The organism is Streptomyces sp. NPDC004752, from assembly GCF_053601275.1.
In genome coordinates, this window is sequence record NZ_JBSGBN010000030.1 from 25,826 (window position 1) to 51,980 (window position 26,155).

Genomic DNA, 26,155 nt, shown 5'->3' on the forward strand with positions numbered 1-26,155 from the left:
TCAGGGCTTCCGGTGGGTTCAGCTCGGCTCGGGCTTCGCCGGTACCCGCTCTTCGGTGGCGGGTGACGGTGTCGAGCGGCGGAGCGTTTCGAGGATGGTCAGACCCTGCGCCACCACTCCGGCCGCCACCTGGTTGATGCCGTCGGTGCCGTTGAGGACGGTGAGATCGGCTCCGGACATACCGCGAGCCGCCGCCTCGGCGAGGGCGGGCAGATTCTCCACGACCCGGTTGGCGGCGATGAGTTCCTGGTTGCCGTCACGGAGCGAGGCGGCACGGGCCGTGTTGGCGTCGGCCTGGGCCTGGGCGATGGCCCGTTCGGCGTAGGCGGCCCCGTCGGCCTCGAACGTGACCCGGTCACGGCCCGCCTCGGCCAGCGTCCGCTGCCGGTATGCCTCCGCGTCCGCCGGGCGCCGTACCTCCGCCTCCAGCCGCTGGGCCGCCAGACCGGCCTGCCGCTGGGCCAGCGCGGTCTGTTCCTCGATGACCTCCTGGGACGCCTTGGCCTGGGCGAGGGGGCCCGCCTGGGCGGCGCGCGCGTTGTACTGCTCGGTCTCGGCGGTGAAACCCGCCCGTTTGATCGCCGTGTCCCGTTCGTACTCGGCCTTGAGCGCGGCGGCCTGCTGCTCCCGCTCCGCCGCCTCCTGATCCGCCTTGGCCTGCGCTATCCGGGCCTGGCTCGCCACGGCGGCGGCATGCGGGGCGGCGAGGTTGTCGATATATCCGGTGGAGTCCTCGATCTCCTGGATCTGGAGGGCGTCCACGACGATGCCGAGTTTTTCCATCTCGCCGTGGCTGCCCGCCACCACCTCCTGGGAGACCCGGCTGCGCTCACGGATGATCTGTTCCACCGTGAGCCCGCCGACGATGGACCGCAGATGCCCCGCGAAGATCCGGCCGACCAGCTCCTCCATCCGCTGCTGCTCCGACAGGAACCGGCGGGCGGCATTGGCGATCGACACCGCGTCGTCCCCCACCTTGAACACGCACACGGCCCGTACTTTGAGCCGGATTCCCTGCTGGGTCACACAGTCCTCGGCGATCTCCGCCTCCCGCAGGGCCAGCGACAGCATCCGGGCCTTCTGCTTGACGGGCAGCACAAAACTGCCGTGACCGGTGACGATCCGAAACTGGGTTTCCTCGGCCCGCCGTTTGGAGCCGGAAATCAGCATGGCCTCGTTCGGAGCGGGAACGTGCCAGAAAAACATCAGGGACCACCTCGCGTCCTGCGGAACCGAGAAGACACGTCCCGAAGGGGAAGACGCTTCAGGACGGCAGCGGCTCGACGATCACCGAGCGTGCCGAGACGGAGTCGACCACGATCACCCGGACGTCCTTGGCGACCGGTGCCGCGGACCAGGCCGCATAGGCTTCCGAGCCGCCCCGGACGGCCACGAGCACTTCCCCGGGACCGTCCTGTGGGATCGCCACCGTCACTTTTCCCAGTGCCCCCACAGGACTCTGCGAAGAGTCGTCGGCTGTGCGCATACGACCTCTTGACACCTGGATACGGAAGGTCACCTGAAGGGGGCTCCGGGCGGTCGACGGACGAGGACCGCTCGCGCCCGCTGTCTCCTTCGGACACGTCAAGCCTCTGGGCACGTCAAGCCTCTGGGCACATCAGCGAAGACGCTCCCGGCATCAGGACACCGGTCGTCTTCGCACCTTCCACGCTACTCCGCCTCGCTCCCCTCGGCGCATTCCGCCCAGACGAGTACGTGATCCAGACCGGTCCGCCCACCGTCTCCCCGTCGGACCGGATCCGGACCCCGGTGGTACGGCAGCCGCCGCTGATGAGGCCCTAGCGGAAGATGGCGATCGCGTCCAGGGTGACCTCGCGCTGTTCGGGGTTCCACCCGGTGGTCTTGCCGAGGCAGCGGGCCTGGAACTCGCCCTCGTACATCGTCTCGATCTGCAGCCCGGCGGCGGAGAGCGGGACCCGGAGGTGAGCGGGTCGCTCGTCGTCGCCGTAGCGGGCCCGCAGCACATAGCCGCCGCTGGACTCCGGCAGGGCCGTGAAACGGCCCTGCACCGAGACGAACTCCCTGATGTCGCTGAGCGCCACCTGATCCGCGTCCGCCGCATGGCCGCCGGCCATCGTCAGTTCACGGGTGAGCGCCCGGTTCAGGGTGAGGGAGCCGGAGCGCAGGTCGACCTGGACGACGGCGTCCTCCCGGTCGAACACCGACAGGAGCACGCCCACCGTCGACAACGACGTGTGCCGCTGTACGTAACTGGTGAACGTCTCCTGGCTGGTTCCCCGGTCCGCCTTCAGATCGAAGGGCATCAGCTTGGTCCAGAACCCGGCGTTCGTGGTGACGTTGTGGCGTTCCTCGACCACCCTCTCCAACGCCGCGGTGTAGTTGCCGAGTTCGTCGAGGTTCTTGACGGACTGCTCGTGCAGATAGACGCAGATACTCGGACCCGGATGCTCCTTGCGGGGGCCGGTGAGTCTCCGGTGCGCGAGCGCCAGGAGCAGCACGCACAGGCCCAGCACCCCCGCCGCGGCCACCAGCCAGACGACCATCCATCCCCACCATGCGCCCCACCAGGCGCCGTTAACCACAGCCACGGATCTCCTTGAACGCCTCGGAAAGGGACGAGTCGTCGGCGTCCACCAGGTGCCCGCCGCTCGCCGCCGCCACGCGCCGCAACTCCCCGGCGTCCGCCTCACCGAGGTGGACCGGGTAGGTGCGGACCCGGCGGACCTCGGGCTCCAGCGCCCGGTACCGCCGTACGAACTGGTCATAGGTGAGGCCGGCGTTGTTCTGGCCGTCCGTCATCAGCACGATCGACACGGCCCGTCGGGGGGCTTCCCGGACGGCCGCCGCAGCCGTGCGGTACCCATGGTCGAGCGCGGACCACAGGGCGGTGTCGTCGTCGTACTCGTCGCGGGCGATGAAGGCTTGGAGGGCCCGGAGGTCCCCGGGGCCGCGCACGGTGACCGTCCGCTCGCCCAGGACGCTGCCCCCGAAACGCACCACGGTCAGCCGTTCGCCCTCGTAGAACCGGGCGAACTTGCCCGTCCGGGAGGAGTCCGCCCCGCTGAGACCGGCGAACGCGGCACGCAGCGACGCCGCCCGCTCGCCGCGCATCGAACCGGAGAAGTCCAGCAGGAAGAGGACTTGATCGCCGCCGGGGCGGCGCGGATCGCCGTAGTCGGCGATGAGCCGTTCGATGACCGCGAGATCGTCGGGGAAGTACAGCGCATTGCCGAGCGGGGCGCTCAACTCGGGCTCGCGGCGCACCGACGGGCTGATCGGGCGCCGCAGTGTCCTGTGCATGATCTCCTGCTGGTGGCGCTCCCCGGTCAGCCAGTCCACCACCCGGTCGTAGGCGGCGCGCCGGTCGTCGTCCAGCAGGAGCAGCGGATAGTCCGAAAGCACGGTGCCGTCGGTGGGGTAGACGATGTCCAGGGGCTGGGGGAGCCGGCCGGACTTGTTCAGCGCGAGGAGTTCGGACTCGTAGGTGATCAGCGCGTTGGCCTTCGGCCCGCCCCGCACGAAGGCGTCGATCAGGTCCTGCGAGGTGTCGGCGGTGAGAGTCTGCCCGGAGCGGAAGCCGCGCAGCCGGTCGCACGAGACGTCCTCGGGGCGCAGCGCGCTCCCGGTGCCCGCGGCGGCCGTGGCGACCCCGACGAGGGCGACCAGCCCGCTGCCCGAGTGCCGGGGGTCGACCATGCCGAAGTGAACGGTGCCGGTGGCGGCGGCATTCGCGATGTCCGCCCAGGACAGGCGACCGCCCGGAACCTGCTTCCGTAGCCGCTCAGCCACGTCGTGGGTCAGCCCGATGACCACGGGCGAGCGCATGACGGGGGTGCTCAGGGGCGGATCGGCGCCGGCCCCGCCCGCCTTCTTGAGCTTCAACCGGAGGTAGCGGTCGGAGGAGAGCCAGGCCAGGTCGTAGCCGTGGCCCCCGTCCACGAGCAGGTCGTCGGCGTCGTTCGCGGCCCGGTAGTCGAGGTCGAGGCGTACCCCCGTGTCGTGCTGCAGGTCGTCCAGGACCGGCCGCATGTCGGCGAGTTCGGGACTGGCCAGCACGCGCAGCGTGGTCGTGTCGTCCCCGCCGTCCGAGCAGGCGGCGAGCGCACTCCAGGCGGCGACGAGGACCAGGCACAGCGCGAGCATGCCGGTCCGCACCCGTCGTTTCACATGGGGTCCTTGAGCATCGGTCATGTCACGAGGAGCCCTCGGCCGTCGGCGTCGAACCGTCCGACCCGGTGCCCGGCGAGCCGGTGGGGTCGCACTTGCCGACGGTCTCGATCATGCGCTCCAGCAGACTGAGGTCGGGCAGGATGGCTCTGGTGTCGTCGGTCGACGCGGCGGGCGCCGGGATGTGATGGTCCTTCAGGAATTCCGTGAGGCGGATACTCGTGAAGCCGCTGTTGGCATCGCGCAGCCGGAAACCCAGTTCCATGGCGCGTTCCTGGAGCACCGGGTCGTCGGAGATGAGCCGGCCGAGCCGGTCCCCGTCGTCGCTGAGCGCGATGAGCTTGGGTTCGGTGATGAAGCGGGTGGAGGGATAGAGCAGTACGCGCTCGTCGTCCGCCGCTCCCGTCTTGGCGCGGTACTGGATCTGATGGGCCAGGAACTGGTGCTCGTAGATGACGGCGATCGGGGCGATGCTCTTGCCCTCGGGGGAGAGATACGTCTGGTTCTTCTCGAACGACGGCATTCCCTGGGCGATGAGGACGGGCTTTATCCGCTCGGCCAGCTGGTCCGCCTCCGCCTCCGACTTCGGAATGTCGTTGCCGTTCTCCACGAACGCCACGAGGCCCAGATAGGTGCCCGCGGAGTTGGATTCGCAGATGTCGGAGGTCTGCGCCAGCACCTTGTTGCCGTTGTGCAGCCCGTACCGGCCCAGACCGATGTCGTCCCACCGCTTGCCCTTGCCGCCGTCGGCCTGGGCGAGCTCGATGAAGCGGCGCATGTCGAGCCGGTAGTAGAGCGGCTGGTCACCGTCCGACGCGGCATCCTGCTGCGGTCTGGCGACACCCGCGGCCACCAGGGTCTTGGCGTACTCGCGGTAGGTGGCGAGCACGATGGGACTGGAGAACGGCCCGTAGGTGGTGGCCGGGTGGCCGGCCCGCGCCCGTTCCTGTGTGATCAGGTCCGCGGCGGGCTGCCCGGAGGGAAAGACGACGTCGTAGCCCTGGTAGCTCTGCGTGGCAATGCCACGCGACCCCATGCGAGTGATGTGCATGCGGAAGCCGTGCTGGAGGAGCAGCCGCTCGACCTCGGGGTCCTCGAAGAACTCCGATTTGGAGGCCATCTTGGCCTCGATCGTCACGATCCGCTGGAACGGCAGTGCCGCATGCCCGAACACCAGCACCAGCACGAAGCAGAGGGCGGGAACGAACGCCACGGTCAGCGGCAGCGGCCGGCGCAGGCGTGCGGGCCAGGACCGCTCCGGACTTCGGACCGATAACCTGGGTTCCGCTCCACCGGCCCCCTCGGCTCGGACTGTGTTCGTGGACACCAGCACCACCCCCGTGACGGGGTTGGATTCTGAACCAGTGAGGCGACGTGGGAACATCCGGCAGGTGAATCACCTGGGAACGGTGTGTCGAGAGATGGTGCGGTGACGTCCGTCAGGAGAGCAGCGGCTCGTGATTGGCCCAGACGGCTTTGTAGGAGTACCGGGACTGCCAGCGCTGGATGAGTTCCGCGGCTCCTGGGGCCGCGAACGAGGCGTTGAGCGCATCGAGGTCGGCGACACCCAGCTGCACGACGGCGGTGGCGACGAACGCGGGGTTGTGGTCGTCGCCTCGAAGGCGATTCGACGCGTCGAATCGCGGCTCGGGGTTCAGCTGCTCGTGCGCTCCAGCCGTCATGTCTCGCTGACGCCGGCCGGGGAGGCGCTGCTGCACCACGGCCGCCACGCGCTCGACGCGATGAGCGCCGTGGTCACCGGATGCTCGTGGTCCTGCTCACCCACTGGGCCAGGGTGAGCTGCCGGGCCACGGCCAAGCGAGCGGGGCGGCGCCGATGAGCCGGCAGATGTCCGGATGCGCACAGGCCGTGCCGGTGCGTCCGCGGGCTTTGGCCGCCGTGGTGCACCAGGGCGTCGTGGGCCAGGGCTTCCCGGAGGAGCGACAGATGGGGCGGCACGGCCGCGGCCCGGTCGCGCTCACCCCGGAATGCGTCGTGCCTGGCCGGGCGGGCCTGCACCGGGCGGGCCTGCCTCGGCGGACGGATCTCAAGGACGGCCGGGCTGTGTGCTTCGATCATGGTGACACCTCCGTTCCCGCTTCCACCATCACCCACGACCACCCCCGCGCGCGTCGTCCCCGTGCAGCGATTCACGGCTACCACGACCGCGGTATACGGCACCCCTGCGTACGGCGGGGGCAGAACGCACCGTAGGGCCTACGAGGCGGGCGCCTGCGCAGGGGCGGGGTCCGCCGCGCTGACCAGCCCGCTCCGATAGGCGATGACCACCAGCTGGGCCCGGTCACGGGCGGCCAGCTTGGTCATGGCCCGGTTGACATGGGTCTTGGCGGTCAACGGACTGACGAACAAATGCTCGGCGATGTCGTCATTGGACAGACCGAGCGCCGCGAGCCGGGTGACATCGCGCTCCCTCGGCGTCAGACACTCCAGCCGCTCGTGCACGGCCGCCGGGCAGGGATCCGGCTGGGCCAGAAAACGGGTGATCAACGACCGCGTGGCCGACGGGGACAGCAGCGCCTCGCCGGCGGCGACCGTACGCACGGCATCGAGGAGTTCCTCCGGTCGCGCACCCTTGCCGAGAAAACCGCTCGCACCCGCGCGCAGCGCCTCGGCGACATGCTCGTCGTCCTCGAAGGTGGTCAGGATCAGTACGCGTACGTCGGTGAGATCGCCGGACTCGCTGATCAGCCGTGTCGCCTCAAGGCCGTCCAGCTCCGGCATGCGGATGTCCATCAGCACCACGTCCGGGCGCTGCGCGGCAGCCAGTTGCACCGCCTCACGCCCGTTGGACGCCTCGGCGACGGTCTCCATGTCGTCCGTGGCATCGAACAGCATCCTGAAGGTGGCCCGCAGCAGGGCCTGGTCATCGGCGAGCAGTACACGAATCGTCATATCCATGTCTCCGATCCCGTGCCGAGCCGGGCCGCCGAGGCAGTTCGGCCCGCACGGTGAAGCCGCCGTCGGTGCGCGGCCCGGCATGCAGCCTGCCCCCGATCGCGGCAGCCCGCTCATGCATTCCGATCAGCCCGTGCCCGGCTCCCGGCCGAGGCCGGTGCGAGCGCGCGCCCCCGTCGTTCTCGACGGTGATCGTCAACCATTCGGGGTGGTAGTGCAGGAACAGCCGGGCGGAGTCGGCCCCCGCGTGCTTGCGGACATTGGTCAGGGACTCCTGCACGATCCGGTACGCGGCCAGATCGACGGCCGGCTCCAGCGGCTCGGCGGGCCCTCGCCGCGTGTGGTTCACGACCAGACCGGCACGTTCGAACGACGCCAGAAGGGCGGGCACCTGCGCAAGGCCCGGCAGCGGATCGCGCGGCACCGTGTCCTCGGACTGCCGCAGCAGGCCCACGGTGGCCCGCAGTTCGTCCAGGGCGGACCGGCTGGTGTCCCGGATGTCCTCCAGAGCCGTGACTATCTGGTCCGGTCGCCGCTCCACCAGATGCACGGCCACCCCTGCCTGAGCGTTGATCAACGCGATGTGGTGCGCGACGATGTCGTGCAACTCGCGCGCGATCCGGACCCGTTCGGCCGCGACCCGCTGCCGTGCCTCCTGCTCACGGGTGCGCTCCGCATGCTCGGCCCGTTCCTCCACGGCGGCCACGTAGGCGTGACGGGAGCGCACCGCGTCCCCGATGGCGGTCGGCAGGGCCGTCCATGCCAGCATCGCGGCCTTGTCCGGGTCCAGCCATTCCTGCGAGCTCCACACCGTGGCGGCCCCCACCAGCACGGCGGCCGAGACGGCAGCCGCGATCCAGCCCGTGCGCCGGTCGGTGTGCACGGCCACGGTGTAGACGGACACCAGAACCGGGCTGATCACCAAGGGGCTCTCCCGGAATCCGAGGACCTGGAAGAGCACCCCGCAGCCCACGGTCAGGGCCAGTACGCCGAGCGGGTGGCGATGCCGCCGCAGCAGCGCGGCGGAACCGACTGCGGCCAGCACCACAGCGGGCCAGCGTAAGTCCACCTCGTCCTGGTGCGGATCGATGGAGGCGGCCACGACGGACAGCACGAACAGCAGGGCCACGCCCAGAGCCCCGACCATACGAGTCCGAGCAGGCGTCTTCGACCTGCCACCGTTGATCACCGGCATGCCACCACCGTAGGGGCGATGGGCACAGCGGGCATCAGCACGCCGCCCGAACGGTGCCCTGCCCCGGGGGTGAGGCGCACCACCCGGCACCGGCTTTGCCTCGGGCGTGCCGATTGCCTAGGCTGAGGGCGGCGAAGGGGAGTAGTCCCGCAATACCGCTGGTCGACACACTGGACACCCTCACGGGCATCCCGGCCATCGGGCCGGCCAGAGAGTGACGGGTCGGTGGACGAGACCTTCGGTCACGGCACAACACGGCCCGCACACACGTGCGGGGCCGCGTCATCGTGCCGGGCCGCAAGGGTCTTCCCGTCACCGCAGTGGGTGCCGTTCGAGCCTTCGGCCCGGCCCCGGCAGAAAGCACCAGGATGACTCTCGACCCCCTGGCGATCGTCACCGCCTTCGGGCTGATTTTCCTCGCCGAACTTCCCGACAAGACCATGTTCGCGTCGCTGGCCATGGGTACCCGCATGCGCCCGCTGTACGTGTGGTTCGGGACCTCCACGGCCTTCGTCGTCCACGTCGTCATCGCCGTCGGTGCCGGCAGGCTGATCGGCCTGCTGCCCACGACGGCGGTCAGGCTCGTCTCCGCCGCCCTGTTCGCCTTCGGAGCCATCGTGCTGCTGCGCGGTGGGGGCGACGACGAGGACGGTGAAGACGGATCCGGGACCGTCACCGGATTCTGGCCCGTCTACACCACCGCCTTCATGGCCGTCTTCATCAGCGAGTGGGGGGACCTCACCCAGATCACCACCGCCAACCTCGCGGCCACCGACGGCTGGCTGTCCACCGCCATCGGCTCTGCCGCCGCCCTGATGTCCGTGTCCGCCCTCGCCCTCCTCGCGGGCCGCTTCATCGCCAAGCGCGTACCGCTGAAGACCGTGCAGCGCATCGGCGCCGTCTGCATGGCCGGCCTGGCGGCCTGGACGCTCGTCGAAGCGTTCACCGGCTGACGACTTCGGCGCGTTGAGCGCCGTGCGCCGTCGATCCGGGCCGGGCACCGACGGCGGGTGAGGGCGCCGGGGCATGTGACGCCGAGGCGGGGTCCGGGCGTCCCGCGGCGGCTCAACCGGCGGCTCGTCGCCAGGCCGCCGCACGCAGCAGCCGCAGTCCGTTGAGGCCGACGATGACGGTGGAGCCCTCGTGACCGGCGACACCGAGCGGCAGGGGCAGGTTCCCCGCCAGGTCCCAGACGACCAGACCGGTGATGAACACCGCGGCGATCACGAGGTTCTGCACGACGAGCCGCCGGGCTCGGCGGGACAGGGAGATCACCGCGGGGACGGTGGCGAGTTCGTCGCGGACGACGACCGCGTCGGCGGTCTCCAGAGCCAGGTCCGAACCCGCCCGGCCCATGGCGACGCCGGTGTGGGCGGCGGCCAGCGCCGGGGCGTCGTTGACGCCGTCCCCGACGACCATCACCTTGCGCCCCGCTGCCGCCAGTTCCCTGACCGCGCTCACCTTCTGCTCGGGCAGCAGCCCGGCGCGTACGTCCTCGATGCCGACCTCCGTGGCCAGGCGTCCGGCCGCGCGCGGGTTGTCGCCGGTCAGCAGCAGGGGGGCGGCCCCGGTGCGTGACGTCAGGGAGGCGACGGTCGTGGCGGCGTCGGGGCGCAGCCGGTCGGCGACGCCGAGCAGCCCGACGGGCGCACCGTCCACCGTGATCAGTACGGCGGTCCGGCCGCCGTCCTCCAGCTCACCCGCGAGGTCCGCCGCCTCCGTCGTCGTCGGGCCAGTCGTTGTCGGGCCAGTCGTTGTCGGGTCGGCCGTCGTCGGGTCGGTGTCGCGGGCAGTGGCGAGGAGCCGGGCGGGAGCCCCCACCGCTACCCGGTGCGCGCCGACGGTGGCGCTGACACCGACACCGGGCGTCGAGTCGAAGTCCTCCGCCACCGCAAGGGCGAGTCCCCGCTCCCGTGCCGCGGCCAGCACGGCGCGGGCCAGCGGGTGCTCGCTGGGGTGCTCGGCCGCGGCGGCGAGGGCCAGCAGTCCGGCCTCGTCGAGGCCGGAGCCGGTCAGCGGCCGGATGTCGGTGACGCGCGGAGTGCCCTCGGTCAGCGTGCCGGTCTTGTCGAGCGCGACCGCGTCGACCTCGCCGAGCCGCTCCATGACCACCGCCGACTTGACCAGCACGCCGTGCCGTCCGGCATTCGCGATGGCCGACAGCAGCGGCGGCATGGTCGCCAGGACGACGGCGCACGGCGACGCCACGATCATGAAGGTCATCGCCCGCAGCAGCGAGCCGGTCAGCTCGGCGCCGAAGGCGAGCGGGACGAGGAAGACGGCCGGCGTCGCCGCGACCATCCCCAGCGAGTAGCGCTGTTCGACCTTCTCGATGAAGAGCTGCGTCGGCGCCTTGGTCTCGGACGCCTCCTCCACCATGCGCACGATCCGGGCGATCACGCTGTCGGACGCGTCGCGCTCGACGCGCACCCGCAGGGCGCCGGTGCCGTTGAGGGTGCCGGCGAAGACCTCGTCGCCCCGCTCCTTGGGCACGGGCAGCGGCTCGCCGGTGATGGTCGCCTGGTCCACGTCACTGGCACCGTCGAGGACACGGCCGTCCGCGCCGACACGCTCACCGGGGCGTACCAGGATGGTGTCGCCGACGGCCAGGTCCTCGACGGCGACGGTCTCCTCACTGCCGTCGGCGGCGAGCCGGGCGGCCTTGGCGGGGGCCAGGTCCAGGAGTCCCCGCACGGAGTCGGCGGTGCGGGCGGTGGCCAGGGCCTCCAGCGCGCCGGAGGTGGCGAAGATGACGATCAGCAGCGCCCCGTCCATGACCTGCCCGATCGCCGCGGCACCGAGCGCGGCGACGACCATCAGCAGATCCACGTCGAGGGTTTTCTCCTTCAGCGCCCGCAGTCCGGCCCAGCCCGGTTCCCAGCCGCCCGCCGCATAGGTCAGGGCGTACAGGGGCGCCCAGGTCCAGGCCGGGGCGCCGGTCAGCTGCAACGGCAGCGCGACCAGGAAGAGGGCCAGGGCAACCGCTGCCCAGCGGGCCTCGGGCAGCGCGAGGACTCGTGTGCGCCGGCGTGGTGCGGCGGTGTCGCGTTCCGGAGCGGTCCGGTCTGCCGGGGCCGGGGCGAGAGTGGAGGTCATCGGGAAAGTCCTTCACAGGGCATGACGTGTTCACGTGCAGCCGGAATCCCGGTGCCGCCCACCACCGTACAGGAAAGAATGAAGACTCATTCATGCGTTCATGGGTTGTTCTCCGTACGATGAGGCCCATGGGCCACCGAGCTGACACAACGACGACCGCCACCGCGCGCGACCGCCTGGAGACCGTCGGCGCCGCCGATGTGGCCGCCACCCTCCAGGCGCTGGCCACCCCCTCGCGCCTGCGCATCCTGGCCCGCCTCCAGGAAGGCCCCTGCGCGGCCACGGAACTGGCCGACGCGGTCGGCATGGAACAGTCCGCCTGCTCCCACCAACTGCGCCTGTTGCGCAACCTCGGCCTGGTCACCGGCGAACGCCGAGGCCGCTCGGTCATCTACGCGCTCTACGACAATCACGTCGCCGAACTCCTGGAACAGGCCCTCTACCACGTCGAGCATCTGCGCCTCGGACTGCGCGACACCCCGGCCGGGGCGGACGTGGCGGCCGGGGCGCGCTGATCCCTGCCCGGCACGGCGGCCAACGCACGGGCACGGCCCGCGCATTGAGCCCATGCAGCGGCCAACGGACGTGAACGGCCTGCGCATTGTCCCGGCGCGGCGGCCAACGGACGTGCCCGCGCATTGGCCCGACACCGCACCGTCGTACGCCAAAGCCGCGGCCGGATTCCGGCCCGGTCATCCGGGGGGGAGCGGGCGTCGGTCGACGCCGACGGCAGGCGGGCGCCGAACGCTGTGGCGAGGACGCTCCCGGGGCGGTCCCACCGCAGGTCGGGAAGCCGAGCTTCACTTGGATTCGATGCGCCCCACCGGGTCGGTGCTCTCCGACAGGGCCTGCTGCGCCGCCGACCAGGCGGCCTCCTCGATGCCGAGCGCATGGCGGAGGTAGGCCCAGGAGATGTGCTGGATCAGGGCGATGCGTTCCGGGTTTTCGTCCGTTGTCTCCTTGATCTCGTAGCCCGCGATGCCGCCGAGCGAGTGCTCTGCCCCGAACAGGGTGAGGAGGCTCTTGTCGCCGGGGCTCAGGAAATACGGGTCGGTCATCCACTCCGGTCCTCGAACGCTCAGCGGGGAGTCGTCCCGATCCCCCGCCACCACGAGGGCCGGTGTGGTCATGTCCGTGAAACTCGGGTTCATGAACGGGAAGTTCTCGGCTGCGAAAGGTGTCAGATCGGCGCCGCCCGTTCCGGCCGTGGCGAACAGCACCCCCGCCTTGATGCGCGAGTCCGACAGGTCCTCCTCCTTCTTGCCCTGCGGATCGAGGACGCGCAGGCCCAGCAGACTGCCCACCGTCTGGCCGCCGAAGGAATGTCCTGCCGCGGCTATGCGGCTTCGGTCGAGGCGCCCGCCGAGGCCGGGCACCGCTGCTTCCAGCAGGTCGAGTTGGTCGAGGACGCGCTTCATGTCCTCGACCCGGAAACGCCAGATCCGTGGAGTGCGGGGATCCTCGGAGGGAATGCCCAGCGTCCTTGAGTCGAGATGGTTGGGCTGAATCACCACGAAGCCGTGCGCCGCCCAGAAGTCGGTCAATGGGCCGTAGCCGTGCAGGGACGAGCCGAAGCCGTGCGAGAAGACGATGACGGGCAGTTCGTCCCCGGTGACGGGCGCGGACACTCGTACGTGCAGGTCCGCACCGCGGTCCGGTGCTCGGAGCACCACCGGCTGCACGGAGACGACGGGAGCGGGTGTGCCGATGGCCAGGTCTGTGATGGCCCTGTCTGTGTGCGGCATGGATCTTTCTTTCGCTTCTCTGTTTCGCGGTCGATGCGGTCGATGTGTTCGGTGTGGTCGATGTGTTCGGTGTCGGATGGCGCCCGTGGTAGGCGGCGACACCGGCCGTCCTTGATGTGTTGGGGCTTGGGGCTTGGGGCTTGGGGCTTGGGGCTTGGGGCTGTGCGGGTCGGCCATCACGCCGAGGGCAGGCGACGGAACCGGCCGAAGGAGACCGGGCGGACGGGGTGGGGGTGCCGCGCGGGCGCGGTGCCGGGGTTCTGTCGGTCGGTGGCGCCGTGGCGCCGTGGCGTTGAGGTCGGTGCGGTGCGATCGCGCCGCGGCTTGGTTGTCGTGCCCTGATCTGGCACCATGGAGAAACGGGACGCTGTCCCGATTGACGATACGGGACGCCGTCCCGTTTATCAAGCTCGGTGGCGAAAGGAAGGCCGCGGTGAACGACATCGACCGGGACACAGGGCGTGCGGCGGCCCGGCCGCAACGGGCGGACGCGCGGCGCAACCAGGAGACCCTGCTCGAAGCGGCCGCCGCGATCTTCGTCACGTCAGGGGTGGAAGCGCCGATAAGGGAGATCGCGGCCAAGGGCGGCGTCGGTACGGCCACGATCTACCGTCACTTCCCGACGCGAGCGGACCTCATCATCGCCGTCTACCGGCACCAGGTCGAGGCCCTCGCCGAGGCCGGTTCCGCCCTGCCGGAGACCAGCGCAACCCCGTATGCGGCACTGGCCCGCTGGTTCGACCTCTTCGTCGATTTCGTGGTCACCAAGCAGGGACTCGCCGCCGTGCTGCAGTCCGAGGACCCCTGCTTCGACCCGCTGCACTCCTACTTCCTCGAACGGCTCGTGCCCGTGTGCACCCAACTGCTCGACGCCGCGGCCGATTCCGGGGAGATCCGCTCCGACCTGGAAGCCCACGAGCTGATGCGCGCTGTCGGGGGCATCTGCGCGGGCGCCGGCAGAAACCCCCGCTACGACGCACGACGCCTCGTCGAGATCCTCGTCGCCGGACTGCGTCGAACGCAGTGACGCCGGACGACCACTGGAACCGGGGCAGGAAGGAATGACGTCGGGCCCAAGAACACGTACATGATCGTGAAGGAGTCCTGGGCATGACGGCAACGGCCACCCGCTACCTCTATCTGGTCCGGCATGGCGAGGCGCTTCCCGATGAGAGCGGGTTGTCGGACAACGGGCGGCGGCAGGCAGTGCTGCTCGGCCGTCGGTTGGCGAAGCGTCCCCTCTCGGTGGTGCACCATGGTCCACTGCCCCGGGCCGCGCAGACCGCTGCCCTGATCGGCGAACACCTGGACGGCGCCGCCCTTCGGGTTTCGGAGGCTGCCGGTGACTACGTCCCGTACTTTCCGCAGCGGGCGGAACTGCCGTCCGACGGCGCCGATCACGTCCTGCGTTTCCTCGCCCGGGCCACGGCCGAGGCCCACGAGCGGTCCGGAACTGGCGGACCGGGCCCTGGCGCAGTTCACCGGCCCGGTGGCGGGCGACCAGGAGCGCCATGAACTGGTCGTCACCCACAACTTCCTGATCGGCTGGCTGGTGCGGCATGCCATGGATGCGCCGAAGTGGCGCTGACTCGGACTCGATCACGGCAACGCCGCCCTGACCGTCATCCGCTATGCGCCGGACCGACCGTCCGCCCTGCTGGTCTACAACGACATGCGGCACCTTCCTGCCGAGCTGTGCTGGTCCGGGTTTCCGCCCGCAGCCATGTGGTGAGGTGATGGGCGGCGTCCTACCGGGTGAGGCACCGCATTGCTCCGTTCGGCTTCGGCGAGCGCCGAGTACTCGGCCGTGATCCGTGGAGCGGCGGTCCGGAAACCGGCCGCGGGCGCGGGCCTCGGCCGGTGCGGCAGCGGGTTTGAAAACAGCGAGCTGCGGCTACCCCTCGATGGTCGCCGTCATCGCGGTCGTCGCCGTCATCGTCGAAGACGCACAGTCGAAGACACGCACGCGTGCGCGAAGAACGGCGGGGCTCAGAAGACGCGCTCAGGGCGGTCCGTGGATTCCGGCGCCGTGCCGGGCCCGCCACTCGAAGGAGGTCAGCTTGGGACGCGCCTCGGTGGATCCGTCCACGGGCCCGACCACCCGCGCCTCGGGCATCGTAGCCACGGCGGGCGTGGCGCTGGTGACGGGTGCCTCCTCCGGGATCGGAGCGGCTGTCGCACGCTCCCTGGCGTCCGAAGGCTGGGAGTTGCTGGTCTCCGGACGTGACCGGGACCGGCTGGACACGGTGGCGCGCGAGACGTCCGGTGTCGCGATTCCCTGCGACCTGGCCGCCGCCGACGGCGCCCGGCAACTGGTCCACCGGGCCTTCGGGCAGGCGCGGGACATCGATCTGCTCGTCGCGGCGGCGGGAGTGGGCTGGGCCGGGCCGTTCGCCTCGATGCCCGCCGACGAGGTGGACCGGGTGCTCACCGTGGACCTGGCCTCCGTGATGCACCTGGTCCGGCAGGTCCTGCCCCATATGACGGCACGGCGCCAGGGCCGGGTCGTGCTGATCGGCTCCGTCGCGGGGTGCGTCGGCGTACGGGAGGAAGCGGTGTACTCCGCGGCGAAAGCGGGACTCGGTGCCTTCGTCGACGCGCTGCGGTACGAGTTGAACGGCACCGGCGTGCGGCTGACCCACGTCGTTCCCGGCGTGGTGGACACCCCCTTCTTCGCCCGGAGAGGGGTGCCCTACGCGCGTACCCGCCCCCGTCCGGTGCCGCCCGAACGGGTGGCCGCCGCAGTCGTCGCCGCGGTACACCGGGACCGGCCCGAGGTGTTCGTACCCGGCTGGCTCCGTGTGCCGATCGCGGTTCGCGCCCTGCTGCCCACCACATACCGGCGTCTGGCGGCGCGGTTCGGCTGAACGGCACGACAGCCATCGCGCGGCGGCGGTGGACGGTCCGGACGACCGCACGGGGACGCGAAGGGAGACGGACATGCCGGACGAGGTCCACTGGGGCCGGTGGCTCGCCAAGTCCTTCGCCGTGGTCCCGGCGCTCGTCGCCGCCGCCCACATAGGGCCGGCCGGAACCTGGCTCCCCGGCCCGCGGCGCGCCCTGCTGCCGGTCCTGGCGGGCACGGGCGCCCCGGACCATGTGGCGCTCACCTTCGACGACGGCCCCGATCCCCGTTCCACGCCCGCCTTCTTGGCCGCGCTCGACGAACTGGCGGTCCGTGCCACGTTCTTCGTGGTGGGGGAGCAGCTGCTGGACCACAGACGGCTGAGCCAGGACATCGTCCGGCGCGGTCATGAACTCGCCGTCCACGGCTGGACGCACCACCGCCCCTGGTGGCCCGCTCCGCGTCGGGAGACCCGGCTGCTGGCACGAGCCGCGCAGGCGGTGGCGGAGGTGTCCGGCACCGTTCCCCTCTGGTACCGGCCGCCGTACGGCATCCTGACCGGCGACCGGCTGCTGGCCGCGCGCCGCACCGGACTGCGTCCGGTCCTGTGGACGGCCTGGGGTCGCGACTGGACCGCCGACGCCACCGCACGGTCCGTGGCCGCGACCGTACTGGCCGACCTGCGGGGCGGGGGCACGGTGCTGCTGCATGACAGCGACCGCCATGCGACACCGGGGTGCTGGACGGCGGCGTTGGCGGCGCTGCCCGGTCTGGTGGGGGCGTGCCGGGCCGCGGGCCTGACGGTCGGGCCGCTCGGCGAGCACGGCCTGGTGAGCCCGGTACGTACTGCCGACGCCGGGGCGGCCGGTGGCACGGGCGGACGGCCGGGCACCGGCGTCGGCATCCGGTGATCCGGTACATGGCCGGGGCGCGAGGCATCCGGTGATCCGGTACATGGCTGGGCCGCGAGGGGTCCGGTGGCGGGCCGGGCCCCTACGGTCGGGTGCCGTCGTCGGACCCGTCCGTTTTTCTCGGTTTCCTCGGTTTCCGAGGTTTCCTCGGCGCGGCCAGTCGCTCCAGCGGACGGACTACATCCCCCCGCAAGAGGCGGCGGCCGGGCATCGAGCCGCCCGAGGCGAGGCGGCCCAAGGACTGCACCAACTGCCAGGAGTCGACCGCGTACTCGGTCAGGCCGAGCGCCGCCATCCGGCGTACGCCCTCGGCGCCATGGCCCGGGATCGGACGGTATCCGATGACCGGGATACCGACGGCGAGCGCTTCGAGTGCCGTCTGCCCCGCGGCGTTGTCGACCACGGCGGAGCAGGCCGCGATCAGGCCCGGCATGTCGTCCACCCAGCCCATGGCGAGCGTCCCCGGCACCTTCGCCAGGGCGCGGCGCAGCCGCTCGTTCCGCCCGCACAGGGCGACGGGCAGATAACCGGCATGGGACAGCAGCCGGGCCGTCGCGTCGAGCCGGCTGCCGACCCCCCATGCGCCCGCGGACAGCAGCACGGGCGCGCGGCGCCCGTCGGCGTCGGCGAGCCGGCGCCGCCAGGACGACTCGCCGACCGGGTGCGGGCGGAAGTGGTCCGGCAGCAGCGGACCGCACGCGGTGGCGGGCCGTCCCAGGCGCCGCCGTACGTCCTGGGCGATCTCCTCCGTGAGGCAGAGGTGGAGGTCGTTCCCCCGGTGCAGCCACTGCCGATGGACGGCGAAGTCGGTGATCACCACCGCGCTGGGGACTCCGAGCCGCCCGCGGGCGCGCATCCGGCCGGTCAGCTGTGCGGCGAGATGGAAGACCGCGACGACCGCGTCGGCGTGGCCGTGCGCCACCTCGGCGCGCAACCGGTCCTCGGCGAGCGCGGCGAGCGGAGTGCTGCCCGGCCGCGGTCCGTCGGCGGAGCGGAAGAAGGCGGCGTAGATGCCCGCGTACACCAGGGGGACATGCCGGATCGACGAGCGGTAGAAGCCGCGCAGCCCGGCTCCGAGGCGGGCGGGCAGCAGGTCCAGTACGTCCCTGTGGAACGTCTCGTGTCCGGCCGTGCGCAGACGCCGGGCCAGCTCCACCGCCACCGCGTCATGGCCCGCCCCCATGCTCGCGCTGACCACCAGCAGACGGCTCACAGCCGGCGCCGCACCGGCTCGGCGGTTCCGCCCCGACCGGGCACGGGGGCGTGCACGGGCGGGAAAGGACCGGGGAGGCACGGACGTGGGCGAGGACAGATATGCGGCATGGTCACCTTGTATCGCACAGTGGGCCAGAGGTATCCGCACGACCGGCCGCCAAACGGGGCCGACGGGTATCCACCCGTCGTGCGTGGCCTGAACGGGAAGGTTTAGCCATGCGCGCGTCGGTTACCACTGTGTTCGTTCCGCCGGCCGCTGCCCGCCCACCGGCTGTGCGGTGGCCGCTCGTCGGGGCTTCCCGCGAACGACAGGTATCCGCATGAACGTGCTCACCGTCGTCACGGCCCTGCTGTCCGCGCTGTTCAACGCGGCGACGTCCGTCCTGCAGCGCAGGGCCGCCGTCCAGCCGTACGAGCAGCCGTACGAGGTCCCCGGTCGCGGCGCCAAGGCGGCGACGGCCCGACTCGCCCGGCTCCTGAGCCATCCGTACTGGTGGGCCGGAGCGACGGCCATGCTGCTTTCGGCGGTCTTCCAGGTCATCGCCCTCGATGCCGGAGAACTGTCGGTCGTGCAGCCCCTCCTGGCCAGCGAGCTGCTGTTCACCCTGCTCATCGGGGCGGTGGTGTTCCGGCACTGGCCCGGCGCCGGGACCTGGCGGCCCTTCGTGATGCTCGCCGGCGGGCTGGCGCTCTTCCTGCTCAGCGCGTCCCCGTCACAGGGCGGGGACCGGGCCGACGACTGGCGCTGGCTGGTGGTCGGAGGCGGGCTGGCGTGCTGTGTCGCCGCGCTGCTGGCGGCGGCCCTGCGCCGACGCGGCCCGCTGCAGGCCGCCACGCTCGGCACCGCGACCGCCGCGTGCTTCGCGGTCACGGCCGCGCTCATCAAGGAGGTGACCGGGCGTTTCCCGTACGGGCCCGTCGCGGTCCTCACCACATGGCACACCTACGCCGGTGCCGCCACCGGTCTGCTGAGCGTGCTGCTGCTCCAGTGGACGCTGCGGGCCGGCACCCTGGCCGTCTCCCAGCCGGCCCTGACGTTGGGGGACGCCCTGATCAGCGTCGCGCTCGGCGGACTGCTGTTCGGGGAGAGCATCGCGCTGGGCTGGCGCCTGCTGCCCGAGTCGGTGGGCGTCGTCCTCATGGCGGCGGGCATCGTCGGCCTGACCCGGTCGCCCGTGGTGAGCGGTGGCGGCAGCTGGGACGAGGTGGCGTCCGAGTCGTCGGTGGTCCGGCGCGACACCTGACCGCGACCTGACCGCGACACCTGACCGCGACACCTGACCGCGGCGCCTGGCCGCGGCGCCGCCTCATGCGGCCCACGCCGCAGGAGAAGAGATGATTCATGCCGTTCCGTTTTGCCGCCGGTGAACGGGAAAGTCGGCTCAGGTGGGACAGCAGGCCCCGTACGACGCTGCCCGAGGGAGTGGCCATGATTGTTCTTGGGATCATTCTGCTGGTCGTGGGATTCCTCACCAGCCTGAGCTTTCTGTGGACGATAGGAATCATCCTCGTGGTGATCGGGCTGATCCTGTGGATCCTCGGCGCCGTGGGACACGCGGTCGGAGGCCGCCGACACTACTGGTGAGCACCACGGACCGAGTCGCGACGCATCCTGAACAGTGGCTGACAGGCCGTCGGGATGGCGCACAGAACCAGGACCGCGGGAAGGGCAGCGGCCCATGCCGGAGCCGCCCGCAGAAGTGCCATGCACGCGCCCGCTCCCACGATCAGGGCGCAGAGCCGGGCCGGTACCCACCGGTCCGGACGGGCCGCGCCCACCCCCTTGACGATGTACGTGGCCAGCGTGCCGGTGAGATAGGTGGTGGGAGCCGCGGTCCGCCCGGCCGCCACCATCGCGGCCGCCTGGATCCCCATGGCCGCGGCGGCACCGAATTGCAGGACGTCCCGCATCGTGTTTCCCGGTGTGCCGCCGACCACGGCCCAGATCCCCGCACCCACGGCAAGTGTGACCGCCTCACCGCCCAGGCAGAACATCACCGGCGCCGGCCAGTGTGTGACCGCGCCCGTGCGCCGTCGCGTGAGCCATGCCGCCGCCGCGGCGCCCAGACCGAACCCCGCCAGTGCCAGCAGCGCCGCGGTCACGCCCGTGTTCTGTCCCTGGCCGATCGCCATTCCGAGCAGCGCGAGGTTGCTCGTCATGACCCCGGCGAAGACATGGTCCAGCGCGGTGAAGGAGATGGTCTCCACCGCCCCGGAGGCCGCGACCAGCAGGACCACCGCGAGACGCAGGGCCGCCTCCGGTCCTGCTGGCGGTCGCGCCGGATGCCGTGCGGCTCCTGCTCCGCTGACCTCACTCACAACGCCGGAGCGTAACGCAACATTTGCGACAATACGGTCACCTCGCTTGAGCGGGCGTCAGACCGCCTGCCCGACACCGGCGATGACCGCGATCACCGTGATGAGCGCGAGGACCGCGATCACCGCCTTGCGTACGGTGCCTCGGCCGAGTTCAGGCTCGGCGGTGAGGCAGGAGGCGAGTCGGTGAACTGCCGCTGCGGTACGCCCTTGACGCATCCGGCCTCTGCGGTGACGGCGCAGCCGGTCGGCCTGTCTCGATGTGCTCTCGCGGCGCATGCGCGTCAGTCGTCCTCCATCAGGTCCAGGTCCGGCGGGACCGGCGTCGTGGATCCACCAGGCCCTTGAGGAGGTTGTGCAGCAGGCTGTTGTCCGAGGGGCGGCCGGCGGACGTGTCGTGCATCAGCGGGTACGGAAACCCGGTGCCGGGCAGGCGACGGCGTACCGCCTCGATGCGGTACTCGACCTTGCGTTCGCTCCAGCCCGCCCCGGGGCGGAGGCACCTGAGCTGCTCGGCGGCGCGGCCGTAGCTCAGCGGCCACCGGTCGGGCGCCACGGTGTCGGCGCGGCGACGGGAGACCAGGCCCGGGTCGTCATGGCCGGTCACATACGGCTCGACCAGATGCTCGCGGTAACCGGACCCCCTCACGAACAGGGGTGTGTACCCCGAGGTGAGCGGTACCGGCTCGCTGCTGCTGTGCAGCATCCGGCCGCGGGGCAGCCGGCATCAGCTGCTGCCCGGGGCCTGTCCCCTGGTGACGCGAGTACGCCCCGCCATGATGCGCCCTTGTGTTCGGGACCCGTCCCCACGGTGTGCCCGTAGGAAGACCGTGGAACGGAAAGACCGTGACAGGCCCGTGCGGTACGGGCGCCGGGCATGCGGTAAGGGGCAGAGCGATGGGGATCGGTGCGCACCGGAGCGTCGTGGCGGCGCTGGGGCTGGGGCTGGCGTTGGCCGTCGCGGGCTGCCGGGCGGGGGACGGAGCAGCGGGAGACGGCCCGGGGCGCGGCGGCTCGGTGGAGGAGGCCGAGCCGCCGTCCGCGTCCGCCGCCCCGCCCTCCGTCTCCCCGCCCGTTGCCGCGTCCTCCTCCGCCCCGGCGTCCGGTGCCGGGGGAGCCGCCAACGGCACCGACGTGGGTGCCTGCTTCGACGGGCGCTGCCGGATTCTGGTGACGAAGCAGCCCACGCGCGTCCCGGTCGACGACCGGTTCGGCGTGGGGTCGCTGGAGGTCACGAGCATCACGGCGCGCTCGGTGGTCGTCCAGGCATCGGGCGACGGCATGTTCCTGTCCACGTCGGTCGGCGAGGGAGGAACGGGCAGCCTCAACGGACTGGGCTTCCGGGTGGCGGATCTCCGCGACGGGCAGGCCGTACTCGACTTCTTCCCGAAGAAGTAGTTCCTCCTGGAGAAGCAGTTCTTCGACGTACTCCGCGATCACGCCGGAATCCACGACGGCGGACGGGTCGGAGTGGATCTCGATGGCCTGAATGTCCGCCCATGCCGTGCCGCGCGCCCCGAACGGCCGCTGCGCCAGACCGCCCGTGATCCCGACCAGCCCCAGACCGGGCACGGCCAGTCCGCCCAGGCAGCCCGCGGGCGCCCGGTACTCGGGGAAGTGCACGTCCTCGTCGATGGTCATCGTCCCTCGCCCGCGCTGAATCGGCTGTCCGCGCCCCCGACTCCGACCGGCCGGGGCGCGGCCTCACCGTAGGACCGGGCGCGCGGGACGGGTCCCGGCGGTCCGGTGGCGCTCCCGGCGGGCGTCGGTCCGAGGCCCGCGCTCATTGCCGTGTCCCGGCAGTCCGCCTCGGCCGTGCGCTGCCGGTGGTGGCCCTGGGCGGTGATCGGCCGCCGTGTTCAAATGCGTCTACGACGATGCTTGTCCACGAGGATGCTGGGGAAGGGCGGGGAGGCACCGTGAGGTCGACGGAGCACGACGGACTGCGGGCCACCGTATGGCTGTTGATCGCTTTCGTGGCGCTCGGCTTCGGGGTGGCGAGTGCCTCCGGGATTCCCGGAGCGCTGGAGCGGGAGCGGGAATACCGTGCCGCGTCGGTGTGCGCCTCCGTACCGGTGAAGGCGTCGGGATGTCGGTGGGAGCAGCAATTCACCGTTCACAAGGCCGAGTTGAATCGCGGCAAGAAGGGAAGGTCGCCGCGGGCCGAGTTGTCGCCGCCGTCCGGCGAGCCGTGGGAGGTGACGTTCCGGGAAGCGGATCCGGTGCTGTCGGAGCTGGCGCCCGGCGACAAGGTCGTCGGCGTCATCTGGCACGGGCAGGTCGTCGAGGTGGCGGACGCCGCCGGACGGCGGCAGCAGACGTCCTTTGGGCCTGTGGGGTGGCCGGAGGACCGGTTCGGCGGCGCACTCGCCTGTGCCTCCTTCGGCCTGACGAGCCTCGTCGGAGGGGTGTGGCAACTCTTCGCACGGGGCAGCCGGCGTCACGTCAGAGCGGCGACCGTGGTGCGGTGGCACGGTGTCGGCCTGGGCGTCGCCGCCATCCTGACGCTCTGGGCGCAGGGGGCCAACGACTGGCCGATGTGGGCGATCCCGGCGATCTGGGGGCCGATCGCGGCGCTTGCGCTCGCCTCCATGGTGGCCTTCTCCATCGCGGCCCTCCGCGGCGACCTGGACGACGACGCCCCAGCCGCCCCGAAGGCGGTCCCGGCCCCGCCGCCACGGCCCTGACCGGGAGCGTCGCGGGTCCGCTCCGGCAACGCTCCCGGACCCCGCGTCCTTGCACCGCTGGTCTGCTCATGCATCATGCCCGCGCCACCGACGAGGGCGGTCGGGACCTGATCCTCGTCATGCAACCGAACCGGGCTCCCTGGAGCCGGACTTGACCGTGCAGGGCGTCCGCGCCCAGGGCGCCTTCCCGCTGAGCGCGGTTCGCCGTGGCGGCACCACCCGCCGGGTACGACTGACCAGCGCGGCGGGCGCGCGCCCTGCGCTGCGCGGTACGAAACGTGGCTCACCTGCGAGGCACCGCAGGCCGATTCCCGGCCGATGCGTGACGGCCCGATCCTCGGGGGCAGCGGCCTCACTGCCGTAATCTGGTCGCATGATCACGCTCGCTCAGCTGGCCGAGGACCCCCATCCGCACCTGGCCCGGCTCAGGGGCACCGCCCCGGTGGCGTGGCTTCCGGCGCTGGGCGGATGGATGGTCACCTCCCGGGCCCTGGCGCTCGCCGTGATGCGGGACGCCGAAACGTTCACCGTGGACGACCCCCGGTTCACGACGGCGCAGATCACTGGCCCCAGCATGCTCTCCCTCGACGGCTCCGAACACGCCCGCCACCGTGAGCCCTTCACCGACCGTTTCCGTCCCCGCGCGGTCCACGGCTCCTTCACGGACACCGTGCAGCAGCAGACGGACCGGCTGCTGGACGGGTTCGAAGGGCGCCAGGAGGCCGAGCTGCGGCGGGAGTTCGCCGGACCGCTCGCCGCCACGACCATGGCGCGGGCGCTCGGTCTTGACGGTGTCCCCGTCGCGCAGGTACTGCGCTGGTACGAGGCCATCGTGCACTCCGTGCACGAGCTGACCGAGGGGCGTTCCGCCGGTGCCGAGGGCCCCGCCGCCTATGCCGCGCTGCGGGAAGCCGTCGCCGGTACCGTGGACGTCGGGGCGCCCGCCTCCCTGTTGGTCACCGCCGCGCGGGACCTGGAACTGCCGGACCTGGCCGCCAACGCGGCCGTCCTCCTGTTCGGCGGGATCGAGACCACCGAGGCGATGATCATCAACCTCCTGTTCCACCTCCTGCACGCACCAGAGCAGTTGGCGGAGCTGCGGGCGGAACCGGAGCTGCTGGACAACGCGGTCGAGGAGTCCCTGCGGCTCGAACCCGCCGCCGCCGTGGTCGACCGGTACGCCACCCGGGACGTGCGGCTGGCCGACGCGGAGATTCGCCAGGGCGACCTGGTCACCGTGTCGCTCGCGGCCGCCAACCGTGACCCGGACGTGTTCCCCGACCCCGACCGCTTCGATCTTCGCCGCCCCAACTCCCGGCAGCAACTCGCCTTCGCCCACGGGCCGCACTACTGCCTGGGCGCCCACCTGGCCCGGCTGGAGACCCGCATCGCACTCCGCTCCTGCCTCGACCGCCTCGATGGCCTGCGTCCCGATCCCGACCGCCCGGCCGCCGTCCGCGGCCTGATCTTCCGCAAACCGCCCGCCCTGTGGGGACGTTGGGGCCGCTGACGGCTCGGACGGCCCTGACGGCCCTGAGGCTCGCGGAGACGCCGTCGTGGCGCGGCCCAGGGTGCCCGGACCGGAATCCGCCTGACCGCCCTGTTCGCCGGCTATGGCTTCCGGGCGAGTCCGCCGTGCTCGGCGATGATCGCCGGGGTGGGCGCACCCGGCTCCGGACGCCACCGCGTGACCGAGACGACTCCGGGCTCGATGAGTTCCAGGCCGTCGAAGAACGCGGTGATCTCCTCGACGGTGCGCAGGTTGTACGGGACGGCACCGCTGTCGTTGTACGCGTCCTGGGCCTGCTCGAAGACCGGGTCGATGCCGCGTGACCGGTCGTTGATGGAGAGGTAACTCCCCGAAGGCAGGGCGTCCATGAGCCGGGTGACGAGGGAGCGGGCCTGATCGTGGTCGGCGACGTGACCCAGGATGTTGCTGAGGACGAGCGCGGTGGGGCGGCCGAAGTCCAGCGTCTCGGCGGCGTCGTGGAGGATGCGCTCCGGGTCCGTCACATCGGCGTCGATGTAGGCGGTCGCGCCCTCGGGGGAGGAGGGCAGGGCGCGGGCGTGGGCCAGGACCATCGGGTCGTTGTCGACGTAGACGATCCGTGCCTCGGGGGCGATGCGCTGGGCGGCCTCATGGGTGTTCTGGGCGGTCGGCAGACCGGTGCCGATGTCCAGGAACTGCCGGATTCCCGCCTCGGAGACCAGGAACTCGATGTTGCGCCCCAGGAAGGCACGGCTGCTGCGGGCGATGGTGACGATGCCGGGGAAGACGGCGGTGTAGGCGTCGCCGGCCTGCTTGACAACGGGGTAGTTGTCCTTGCCGCCGAGCCAGTAGTTCCAGATGCGGGCGGAGTGCGGCACGGACGTGTCGATCGTGGCGCGCGTCGCTGGTTCGGGCGTCGTCGCGGGGGCGGTCATGAGTCGTGTCCGCCTTTCAGCCGAGGCGTCGAGCACTCACGGGCACGGCCCAACCTATGTCCGAACACTTCTCTCCCACCAATCAGTTCGCTTGATTGTCGAACAACGGCGCCGACTCGTGTCTTTCCGGGGGAACTCGATCCCGGCCCGATGCGTCCCAGACGGCTATGAAGGAACGACGGCTATGAAGGAACGACGGCTATGAAGGAACGACGGCTGTGAAGGAACAAGGCAAGGGATGCGTCGGCATCCTGGTGGCGGCCCTCGGGGCGGCTCTCGCGGTGCTGTCTTGGGCGCCGATGGCCCGGGTCAACATCGACGGCGGATTCGAGGACGCTCGACGTGACTTGAGAGTCCTCTACATCGACCTTCCCCTCATCGCGGCGGGCGGCGCCGTCGTGCCCCTGGCTGCGTGGCTCCTGACGCTGCGCTGGTTCCGGCGCCCCTGGCTGGCAGCCGTCGTCGCGGTCGGCGCGCTGGCCTTGGGGGTGTGGGGGCTGACGAGTTGGTGGGAGCCTTACCGGCGCCCCGAGTCCATGTAGCGGCAGACGGGTGCGGCAGGTGCGGCGAACGACAGGTCGCGGGGCGCCGGGGCCGTGTCCGCCCGGGGATCGGTCGGCGTGCCATGGGGGAGGGGGAAGGTCGCCCTGGCGCGC

Annotated in this window: 28 protein-coding genes and 1 pseudogene; 13 read left to right on the top strand and 16 right to left on the bottom strand. The window is 71.4% G+C overall.

Annotation, left to right across the window (positions count from 1 at the left end; translation table 11 throughout):
* Positions 1 to 18: 18 nt before the first annotated feature.
* The 6 genes from ACWEKM_RS15150 to ACWEKM_RS15175 all read right to left on the bottom strand — a co-directional run bounded on the left by ACWEKM_RS15150 (position 19) and on the right by ACWEKM_RS15175 (position 5,831).
* Positions 19 to 1,206: an SPFH domain-containing protein gene (locus tag ACWEKM_RS15150; RefSeq protein WP_451621618.1), complete on the bottom strand. Its 1,188-nt coding sequence runs from the start codon at positions 1,204 to 1,206 to the stop codon at positions 19 to 21.
* A gap of 58 nt (positions 1,207 to 1,264) precedes the next feature.
* The gene (locus ACWEKM_RS15155; RefSeq protein ID WP_451621619.1) at positions 1,265 to 1,429 is read right to left on the bottom strand and encodes a hypothetical protein; all 165 of its coding nucleotides are present in this window, start codon (positions 1,427 to 1,429) and stop codon (positions 1,265 to 1,267) included.
* Between the two features lie 370 nt (positions 1,430 to 1,799).
* A complete protein-coding gene (locus ACWEKM_RS15160) occupies positions 1,800 to 2,570 on the bottom strand; it encodes a hypothetical protein (RefSeq protein WP_451621620.1) in 771 nt (256 codons plus the stop codon).
* Positions 2,557 to 4,149 (bottom strand): substrate-binding domain-containing protein, encoded by a 1,593-nt coding sequence (locus ACWEKM_RS15165; protein WP_451621621.1) that lies wholly within the window; start codon positions 4,147 to 4,149, stop codon positions 2,557 to 2,559. The genes ACWEKM_RS15160 and ACWEKM_RS15165 overlap by 14 nt, the downstream gene beginning before the upstream one ends.
* Positions 4,150 to 4,174: 25 nt before the next feature.
* Entirely contained in the window at positions 4,175 to 5,362 is a 1,188-nt protein-coding gene (locus ACWEKM_RS15170; RefSeq protein WP_451621622.1) for a hypothetical protein, read from the bottom strand.
* A gap of 226 nt (positions 5,363 to 5,588) precedes the next feature.
* On the bottom strand, positions 5,589 to 5,831 hold the full coding sequence (locus ACWEKM_RS15175; protein ID WP_451621669.1) for a hypothetical protein: 243 nt from the start codon (positions 5,829 to 5,831) through the stop codon (positions 5,589 to 5,591).
* On the opposite strand from ACWEKM_RS15175, the gene ACWEKM_RS15180 reads away from it, so the two are divergent.
* The gene (locus ACWEKM_RS15180) at positions 5,754 to 5,948 is read left to right on the top strand and encodes a LysR family transcriptional regulator (RefSeq protein WP_451621667.1); all 195 of its coding nucleotides are present in this window, start codon (positions 5,754 to 5,756) and stop codon (positions 5,946 to 5,948) included. The two genes, ACWEKM_RS15175 and ACWEKM_RS15180, sit on opposite strands and share 78 nt — an antisense overlap.
* Here the strand turns inward: ACWEKM_RS15180 and ACWEKM_RS15185 are convergent.
* From ACWEKM_RS15185 to ACWEKM_RS15195, 3 genes are all read right to left on the bottom strand, one after another.
* Positions 5,905 to 6,228 (bottom strand): hypothetical protein, encoded by a 324-nt coding sequence (locus ACWEKM_RS15185; RefSeq protein WP_451621623.1) that lies wholly within the window; start codon positions 6,226 to 6,228, stop codon positions 5,905 to 5,907. The genes ACWEKM_RS15180 and ACWEKM_RS15185 overlap by 44 nt on opposite strands.
* A 138-nt stretch (positions 6,229 to 6,366) precedes the next feature.
* Entirely contained in the window at positions 6,367 to 7,062 is a 696-nt protein-coding gene (locus ACWEKM_RS15190; RefSeq protein WP_451621624.1) for a response regulator, read from the bottom strand.
* A complete protein-coding gene (locus ACWEKM_RS15195) occupies positions 7,034 to 8,260 on the bottom strand; it encodes a sensor histidine kinase (protein ID WP_451621625.1) in 1,227 nt (408 codons plus the stop codon). The genes ACWEKM_RS15190 and ACWEKM_RS15195 overlap by 29 nt, the downstream gene beginning before the upstream one ends.
* Positions 8,261 to 8,628: 368 nt before the next feature.
* On the opposite strand from ACWEKM_RS15195, the gene ACWEKM_RS15200 reads away from it, so the two are divergent.
* Positions 8,629 to 9,213, top strand: a complete 585-nt coding sequence (locus ACWEKM_RS15200) for a TMEM165/GDT1 family protein (protein WP_451621626.1) — start codon at positions 8,629 to 8,631, stop codon at positions 9,211 to 9,213.
* 112 nt (positions 9,214 to 9,325) lie between these two features.
* Here the strand turns inward: ACWEKM_RS15200 and ACWEKM_RS15205 are convergent, their stop codons facing one another.
* Positions 9,326 to 11,356, bottom strand: a complete 2,031-nt coding sequence (locus tag ACWEKM_RS15205; protein WP_451621627.1) for a heavy metal translocating P-type ATPase — start codon at positions 11,354 to 11,356, stop codon at positions 9,326 to 9,328.
* A 128-nt stretch (positions 11,357 to 11,484) separates the two neighbouring features.
* Here ACWEKM_RS15205 and ACWEKM_RS15210 point away from each other — a divergent pair, with 128 nt between their 5' ends.
* On the top strand, positions 11,485 to 11,871 hold the full coding sequence (locus ACWEKM_RS15210; protein WP_451621628.1) for an ArsR/SmtB family transcription factor: 387 nt from the start codon (positions 11,485 to 11,487) through the stop codon (positions 11,869 to 11,871).
* A 285-nt stretch (positions 11,872 to 12,156) separates the two neighbouring features.
* Here ACWEKM_RS15210 and ACWEKM_RS15215 read toward each other — a convergent pair whose 3' ends face one another.
* On the bottom strand, positions 12,157 to 13,101 hold the full coding sequence (locus ACWEKM_RS15215) for an alpha/beta hydrolase family protein (protein ID WP_451621629.1): 945 nt from the start codon (positions 13,099 to 13,101) through the stop codon (positions 12,157 to 12,159).
* Positions 13,102 to 13,534: 433 nt separating this feature from the next.
* On the opposite strand from ACWEKM_RS15215, the gene ACWEKM_RS15220 reads away from it, so the two are divergent.
* From ACWEKM_RS15220 to ACWEKM_RS15235, 4 genes and pseudogenes are all read left to right on the top strand, one after another.
* Entirely contained in the window at positions 13,535 to 14,128 is a 594-nt protein-coding gene (locus ACWEKM_RS15220; protein ID WP_451621630.1) for a TetR/AcrR family transcriptional regulator, read from the top strand.
* A gap of 83 nt (positions 14,129 to 14,211) precedes the next feature.
* Positions 14,212 to 14,833 (top strand): annotated as a pseudogene (locus tag ACWEKM_RS15225) (histidine phosphatase family protein).
* 328 nt (positions 14,834 to 15,161) lie between these two features.
* Positions 15,162 to 15,968 carry an SDR family NAD(P)-dependent oxidoreductase gene (locus ACWEKM_RS15230; protein ID WP_451621631.1) on the top strand — a complete coding sequence of 269 codons (807 nt, stop codon included), beginning with the start codon at positions 15,162 to 15,164 and terminating at the stop codon, positions 15,966 to 15,968.
* Positions 15,969 to 16,041: 73 nt separating this feature from the next.
* The gene (locus ACWEKM_RS15235) at positions 16,042 to 16,857 is read left to right on the top strand and encodes a polysaccharide deacetylase family protein (RefSeq protein ID WP_451621632.1); all 816 of its coding nucleotides are present in this window, start codon (positions 16,042 to 16,044) and stop codon (positions 16,855 to 16,857) included.
* A gap of 82 nt (positions 16,858 to 16,939) precedes the next feature.
* Here ACWEKM_RS15235 and ACWEKM_RS15240 read toward each other — a convergent pair whose 3' ends face one another.
* Positions 16,940 to 18,070: an MGDG synthase family glycosyltransferase gene (locus ACWEKM_RS15240; RefSeq protein WP_451621633.1), complete on the bottom strand. Its 1,131-nt coding sequence runs from the start codon at positions 18,068 to 18,070 to the stop codon at positions 16,940 to 16,942.
* A 322-nt stretch (positions 18,071 to 18,392) separates the two neighbouring features.
* Here ACWEKM_RS15240 and ACWEKM_RS15245 point away from each other — a divergent pair, with 322 nt between their 5' ends.
* Entirely contained in the window at positions 18,393 to 19,316 is a 924-nt protein-coding gene (locus ACWEKM_RS15245) for a DMT family transporter (RefSeq protein ID WP_451621634.1), read from the top strand.
* A gap of 185 nt (positions 19,317 to 19,501) precedes the next feature.
* Positions 19,502 to 19,657, top strand: coding sequence for a DUF6131 family protein (locus ACWEKM_RS15250; RefSeq protein WP_451621635.1), 156 nt, complete (start codon positions 19,502 to 19,504; stop codon positions 19,655 to 19,657).
* Here the strand turns inward: ACWEKM_RS15250 and ACWEKM_RS15255 are convergent.
* From ACWEKM_RS15255 to ACWEKM_RS15265, 3 genes are read right to left on the bottom strand one after another with little or no spacing between them, the layout of a single operon-like run.
* Positions 19,648 to 20,391 carry a DUF1275 family protein gene (locus ACWEKM_RS15255; RefSeq protein WP_451621636.1) on the bottom strand — a complete coding sequence of 248 codons (744 nt, stop codon included), beginning with the start codon at positions 20,389 to 20,391 and terminating at the stop codon, positions 19,648 to 19,650. The genes ACWEKM_RS15250 and ACWEKM_RS15255 overlap by 10 nt on opposite strands.
* Before the next feature lie 57 nt (positions 20,392 to 20,448).
* A complete protein-coding gene (locus ACWEKM_RS15260; RefSeq protein ID WP_451621637.1) occupies positions 20,449 to 20,667 on the bottom strand; it encodes a hypothetical protein in 219 nt (72 codons plus the stop codon).
* Positions 20,668 to 20,686: 19 nt separating this feature from the next.
* Entirely contained in the window at positions 20,687 to 21,094 is a 408-nt protein-coding gene (locus tag ACWEKM_RS15265; protein ID WP_451621638.1) for a hypothetical protein, read from the bottom strand.
* 191 nt (positions 21,095 to 21,285) lie between these two features.
* Between ACWEKM_RS15265 and ACWEKM_RS15270 the strand changes: the two genes are divergently transcribed.
* From ACWEKM_RS15270 to ACWEKM_RS15280, 3 genes are all read left to right on the top strand, one after another.
* Complete coding sequence (locus tag ACWEKM_RS15270; RefSeq protein WP_451621639.1) at positions 21,286 to 21,786, top strand: hypothetical protein; 501 nt, start codon at positions 21,286 to 21,288, stop codon at positions 21,784 to 21,786.
* 521 nt (positions 21,787 to 22,307) lie between these two features.
* Entirely contained in the window at positions 22,308 to 23,075 is a 768-nt protein-coding gene (locus ACWEKM_RS15275; RefSeq protein ID WP_451621640.1) for a hypothetical protein, read from the top strand.
* Positions 23,076 to 23,448: 373 nt separating this feature from the next.
* Positions 23,449 to 24,585, top strand: a complete 1,137-nt coding sequence (locus ACWEKM_RS15280) for a cytochrome P450 (RefSeq protein WP_451621641.1) — start codon at positions 23,449 to 23,451, stop codon at positions 24,583 to 24,585.
* A 101-nt stretch (positions 24,586 to 24,686) separates the two neighbouring features.
* On the opposite strand, the gene ACWEKM_RS15285 is transcribed toward ACWEKM_RS15280, so the two are convergent.
* A complete protein-coding gene (locus ACWEKM_RS15285; RefSeq protein ID WP_451621642.1) occupies positions 24,687 to 25,499 on the bottom strand; it encodes an SAM-dependent methyltransferase in 813 nt (270 codons plus the stop codon).
* A gap of 218 nt (positions 25,500 to 25,717) precedes the next feature.
* On the opposite strand from ACWEKM_RS15285, the gene ACWEKM_RS15290 reads away from it, so the two are divergent.
* The gene (locus tag ACWEKM_RS15290) at positions 25,718 to 26,041 is read left to right on the top strand and encodes a hypothetical protein (RefSeq protein ID WP_451621643.1); all 324 of its coding nucleotides are present in this window, start codon (positions 25,718 to 25,720) and stop codon (positions 26,039 to 26,041) included.
* Positions 26,042 to 26,155: the final 114 nt, after the last annotated feature.